At 37.9% G+C, this 6,000-nt stretch carries 4 protein-coding genes; all 4 read left to right on the forward strand.

Features of this window, described 5'->3' with window-relative positions; all coding sequences use genetic code 11:
* The first annotated feature begins 11 nt into the window (after positions 1 to 11).
* The 4 genes from galU (at position 12) to A4U59_RS08355 (ending at position 5,953) form a co-directional block, all read left to right on the forward strand.
* Entirely contained in the window at positions 12 to 881 is an 870-nt protein-coding gene (gene galU / locus A4U59_RS08340; RefSeq protein ID WP_066172851.1) for a UTP--glucose-1-phosphate uridylyltransferase GalU, read from the forward strand.
* 125 nt (positions 882 to 1,006) lie between these two features.
* Positions 1,007 to 2,146, forward strand: coding sequence for a glycosyltransferase family 2 protein (locus A4U59_RS08345; RefSeq protein WP_066172853.1), 1,140 nt, complete (start codon positions 1,007 to 1,009; stop codon positions 2,144 to 2,146).
* Between the two features lie 47 nt (positions 2,147 to 2,193).
* On the forward strand, positions 2,194 to 3,660 hold the full coding sequence (tuaB, locus tag A4U59_RS08350) for a teichuronic acid biosynthesis protein TuaB (RefSeq protein WP_169823937.1): 1,467 nt from the start codon (positions 2,194 to 2,196) through the stop codon (positions 3,658 to 3,660).
* Positions 3,661 to 3,700: 40 nt separating this feature from the next.
* Complete coding sequence (locus A4U59_RS08355; RefSeq protein WP_066172857.1) at positions 3,701 to 5,953, forward strand: cell wall-binding repeat-containing protein; 2,253 nt, start codon at positions 3,701 to 3,703, stop codon at positions 5,951 to 5,953.
* Positions 5,954 to 6,000 lie beyond the last annotated feature (47 nt).

A 6,000-nucleotide genomic window follows, 5' to 3' on the forward strand; every position in this document is an offset into this window, starting at 1 on the left:
GAGGGTCGCTTATGAAAGTAAAAAAGGCAGTAATCCCAGCAGCAGGGCTTGGAACAAGGTTTTTACCAGCTACGAAAGCACAGCCAAAAGAAATGCTACCAATAGTAGATAAACCTACAATACAGTATATAATAGAAGAGGCTGTTCAGTCAGGAATCGAAGATATTATTATTGTTACAGGAAGAGGAAAAAGAGCTATTGAAGACCATTTTGATAAATCCCTGTTATTAGAAGAAAGCCTGGAAGCCAAAGGGAAAGATAAAGAATTGAAGGAAATCAGAGATATTGCGGATATTGCAGATATTCATTATATCAGGCAAAAAGAGCCGAAGGGTTTAGGACATGCTATTTATTGTGCCCGAAAGTTTATCGGTAATGAGCCGTTTGCTGTTATGTTAGGTGATGATATCGTGGTTTCGGAAGAACCCTGCCTAAAGCAGCTATTGAATCAGTTTGAGGAAAAAGAATCCTCTATCATTGGAGTTCAGGAAGTAAATAAAGAGGATGTATCAAAGTACGGGGTCATCAGTTATGATAAAGAGAATGTAGCAAACAGAACATATCGTGTTACCGGTCTGGTTGAGAAACCACCAGAAGAAGAAGCTCCTTCCAACTTAGCAATTATGGGGAGGTATGTGTTAACTCCTGAAATTTTTGGGATATTAGAAAACACACCGCCAGGCAGAGGGGGAGAAATTCAATTGACAGATGCATTACAGGAGTTAAATAAAGAGCAAAATATTTATGGTTATTTATTCGAGGGAAAAAGATATGACATTGGAAATAAATATGGCTTTGTCCAGGCGACGATTGAATTTGCATTAATGAGAGACGATTTAAGGGATCCTTTAAAAAATTGGCTTAAATCAACTGTTTTATAATCTTTTGATTTAATAACCAGGAGTTAACAAATCTGATTTAACAAAGTCTGTAAACCTTGTCTGTTTAAGACAAGGTTTACAGACTTTTAAGTGAGATTAGGATAATTACAGAAAAGGAGTTTAAAATGACTATTCTCAGTATTATACTATGGGTTCTTATAGGGTTAACCCTGTATGTATATGTTGGCTATCCAATACTATTAACTCTATTTTCTTCGTTATTTAAAAAATCAATTAATGATTCCCCGGATTATACTCCAAAGGTAACCTACTTCATTGCAGCTTATAATGAAGAGAAGGTTATCGGGCAAAAATTGGCAAACAGTGTCCAACTTGATTATCCAGCAGATAAACTGGAAATAATTGTGGTTTCGGATGATTCATCGGATCGAACAAATGAGATTGTTGAATCCTTTGTAACCAGATATCCGTACGTCAAGTTAAATGTAGTAAAAGGAAGGCAAGGAAAAACAGCCGCTCTCAACCATTCTGTGCCTTCAGCAAAAGGTGATATACTTGTATTCTCTGATGCTAACTCAATGTATAAAAAGGATGCTTTGCGGCAGCTTGTGAAGCATTTTAATGATAATCAAATTGGTGGAGTATGCGGAGAGCTGAAGCTGATCAACCCGACTAGTTCTTCAATAGGAGAATCGGAGGGAGCTTACTGGAAATACGAAAAATTCTTAAAAACTATTGAAACAAGAACCGGTTCTACAATAGTTGCTAATGGTTCAATCTATGCTATAAGGAAGCAAAACTTCCGAGAAATGAATATTAACGTTGGAGACGATATGCAAAACCCGTTGATAATTATCGGCCAAAAGAAAAGATTTATATATGAACCAAATGCTGTAACAGTAGAAGAAACTTCTCCTGATGCAAAAGAAGAATTCGGTCGAAAGGTCCGCATTGTCACACGCAGTTTCACGGGTCTACTACATTACAAGAAAATGTTGAATCTATTTACACGGCCTGGTTTTTTCGTGAAGTATATGTCTCATAAAGTGTTAAGGTGGCTTGTTCCTTATTATCTAATTTTAATTTTTGTTATTAATATTTTTTTACTAGGAGATTTTATTTACGACCTTCTAATGGTTGCCCAGGTTCTTTTTTATGCTCTTGCAGTAGCAGGAATTAAGTATAAGTCCAAGATTACCTATATTCCCTATTACTTCTGTCTTGTTAACTATGCGGCATTACGAGGTACGTTAAGGGCGATAATGGGTAAAAAACAGGCAACATGGAAACCTACTCAACGATAAGATTTTGCATCTAGAGGACGAGAGGAGCCTTTCAAAAGATGTCTTCAATGATGAAACAAATGGTCGGTGGATTTAAATGGACAGGACTTTCATCTGCAGTAGTAACCGGGGTACAGCTGCTGCAGTATGTTATATTGGCCCGATTGCTTACCCCGTCTGATTTTGGTTTGATGGGTATGATCATAGTAATAATTGGCTTTGCACAAGTATTTACCGATGCTGGTGTAGGAACAGCGATTATCCAAAGAAAAAGTGTTACAAGAAATGAGTTATCAAGTTTGTACTGGCTTAATGTATTTCTTGGTTTTTTGGTTTTTTCAGGAGTTATATTATTAGCTCCTGCCATTTCGAATTTTTATAACCAGCCAAATTTGGAAGAGCTTATCCACTATATTGCTTTTATTTTTTTAATCATCCCTTTTGGGCAGCAATTTCAGTATTTGATTCAAAGGAATCTTCAATTTAATTTATTGGCTCGCATTGAAATGGTGTCTTTCAGTACAGGTGTTTTGGCTTCTATTATACTTGCAGTATTAGACTTTGGGGTAATGTCTTTAATATGGGGTCAAATAATCACTAACGCAACAAAGACTATTCAATTTACTATTCATGGATGGAAGCATCATAAACCATCATTTCATTTTAGATTCAAGGAAATTACTGGATATCTGAATTTTGGACTAAACCAAATGGGATCAAGAATTGTAAGTTATTTTGCTTCAAATGTAGATTACATGTTAATCGGTCGTTATCTTGGCTCTGAAGCATTGGGTATTTATACTGTAGCTTATCAATTAATTGTAATTCCAGTGAGTAAAATCAATCCAATCATAACAAAGGTTGCTTACCCTGTATTCTCGAAAGAACAAGATAATAATAAAACAGTTGGTTCTGGGTTTATTCAGATATCCAAGCTATTAAGTGTGGTGACATTCCCGCTGTTAGTCGGTATGATGGCAACCTCTCCCGTACTTGTTCCTGTTGTTTTTGGGGACAAATGGCTTGAGGCTGCTCCACTAATCCAAATACTGGCTTTGCTTGGAATATTAAGAGTATTAATGAATCCTAACGGTTCTGTACTATTAGCGAAGGGAAGAGCAGGACTTGTTTTTGTATGGGACTTTTTTGTGGCTGCTTCTAACGGTTTAGTTTTTTGGTACTTTGTACAATACGGAACTGTAGCTGTCGCCTGGGCATATGTTGCAATTAGCATGGTTAATTTCATTCTGGGAAGGTTTCTGCTTCATTATGTAATACGATTAGATAACCGGCTTTATTTTAGAGCTCTCTTAAAGCCGGTTATAATTAATATATCTATGGGATTGCTGGTATACGGAATGTATATAACAACTAAAGGATTCATGGAGGAATATGTGCTTATCCAGTTAATATTACTGGTTGCAGTAGGTGTAATCACATATATCACCCTTTTTATGTTGATTGATAAACCTTATTTAAATAATGTAAAGCGTTATTTATTCAAAGGGAAAAAGATACGTCCGCAGGATGGATAAACCAGCTTTTACAAAAAAATAAATATACAGGGGGATTTGAGTGCAAAAAGTTTTCACTGTTATTTCAATGATTTTTATTATGCTCGTTCAGTTAATAGGATATTCCGGTCCTGTCTATGCAGAAACCTCAAGCAGGGTGTATGTTGTCCCTATTAACTGGCAGTCCTTTTCAAAACAAAATTTAACCGATCCTGATGAGGTGAGGATAAAAAAAATATTATTAAATACAAATAAATATGCATTAACATCATGGTGGGATAATGAAAAAAATTATGATGCCCAAAGCGGAAAACATTTGGATTTTGGCGGTACTCTCGAGCATAATATAAGGCATCCGGCAGCTATGTCACTTGGTTTATCCGCATCTATTGCACTTGGTGTTTATGATTCGGCAGTAACTGGTGTACCAATTGAGGAAGCAGAAACGAAGGCTGTACAACTTATCAGCTCCCTGGCATATAATCATAAAGCTAATCGCCCAGGGGGGTGGGGAGATCATTGGCAATCAGCTCACTGGGCTCATTTCAGCGGCTTTTCAGGGTGGCTTTTATGGGATAAGCTTTCTATCGATCAGAAAACTTACGTGTCTAACATGATTGAATATGAAGCTAATCGTTTCATTAATTATAATCCACCATATTGGAAAGGCAGCGATGGATCAATTAACTTTTCAGGTGATTCAAAGGCAGAAGAAAATGCCTGGAATGCCCAAATATTGCAGCTGTCCACTGCCATGATGCCTCATCACCCCAACTGGGGACTTTGGATGAATAAAAATATTCAGCTGATGCTTTCTTCAGCTGCACGGCCAAGTGATATCGGCAAAGATACAGTACTCCATGGCAAACCTTTGTCCAAGTGGGTTAATGGAATAAACATCCAGGAAAATGGCACTGTCATAAATCACGGCTTCCATCATCCGGATTATATGGAGTTTATTGCATTTAATAATACTTCAGCTCTTTCGTATACATTGGCCCATATGTCAACTCCTAAAGCAGCTTTTTTCAATTCTGATCTTGTGTATTCGGCTTTAACTGACTTGAACTTTGATTCCCCGCCTTTCCAGAATCCTGGTGGATCCATATATACAGAAAATTCTTCTTCAATATATTATCCGGAAGGAAATGATTGGGGTACTATGAGAAGAATGCAGTTTGCAACTCTAGATATTTTTGCGGACGTATTTGGTTATGATCACCTTTCTTCTAAGGATGCCAGCTACTGGGAAGCATTACATGCTGAGAAAGTACTGGAGATGCAGGGCAGACATACAGATGGCAAAACCTATTCCAGTAGAGAAGAGGATAGTTATAGAGGAAGGGAAGAGTGGGTTGCCCATCATGCAGCATGGTCAATAATCGCTAAGTGGGTTCAAAATACTGGCGAATTTGCAGTGACGAATGAAAGTTATGGACCACTAAATACACGAGTATATGGAGCTGACCGCTATAAAACCGCTGCCTTAATAAGCAGAAAGGGCTGGGAACAAGCTGAAACCGTAGTTATTACCCGAGGAGATAACTTTCCAGATGCATTGGCCGGTACACCACTGGCGTATAAGCTTCAGGCGCCTATACTTTTCACTAAGAAAAATGAACTGGTGAGTGATACTAAAAATGAAATTAAACGATTAGGTGCTAACAAGGTAATCATACTAGGAGGCGTGGAAGCTGTCAGCCGTGACGTTGAGAATGCACTTGAAGTAATAGGGCTGTCAGTTGACAGAATAGCCGGATCTAATCGGTTTGAAACAGCAAAAAAAGTTGCTGATCAACTGGGGGGAGATCCACAAAAAGCTATTGTTGCTTATGGTTTTGATTTTCCGGACGCACTTTCAGCAGCCAGTTTCGCTGCTCGAAGAGGATATCCTATTTTATTAACGGAGCGGTATAATGTCCCTTATTCAACTGACAAAGCTTTAGAAAATATAAGAGAAACTTATGTGATAGGAGGGGAAAAAGTGATTTCTTCAAAAGTCGTAGATGAATTGCCTTCCCCTACACGGCTTTCAGGGAGTAACCGCTTTGAAACCTCTAAGGCTGTTGTCTCTGAATTTAAAGATAATAATGCCAAAGAAGCTTTTATAAGCAACGCTTACCTTTTCCCTGACTCATTAGCTGGCTCCGTTTTGGCAGCAAGAGAAAATGCGCCGTTGTTGCTAACGGGGTATCAAACCTTGCCTTATATAACTAAGAATATTTTAAACGACATGAAAGCAGAGCACGTCACTTTTCTGGGAGGTAATCAAGTTATCCATCCCTATGTTATTCAAGAAGTGACCGCTCCATAAATAAAAAGGCTAGAACAACTGTAGTGTTGTTCTAGCCTTTTTAGGTG

Origin of the sequence: Bacillus marinisedimentorum (genome assembly GCF_001644195.2) — a bacterium.
In the GTDB taxonomy this organism is placed as follows: Bacteria; Bacillota; Bacilli; order Bacillales; family Bacillaceae_O; genus Bacillus_BL; species Bacillus_BL marinisedimentorum.

Coding starts and splice junctions, on each gene's coding strand:
- tuaB (WP_169823937.1), top strand. CDS start 2,194: ATGATGAAACAAATGGTCGGTGGATTTAAATGGACAGGACTTTCATCT.
- galU (WP_066172851.1), top strand. CDS start 12: ATGAAAGTAAAAAAGGCAGTAATCCCAGCAGCAGGGCTTGGAACAAGG.
- A4U59_RS08345 (WP_066172853.1), top strand. CDS start 1,007: ATGACTATTCTCAGTATTATACTATGGGTTCTTATAGGGTTAACCCTG.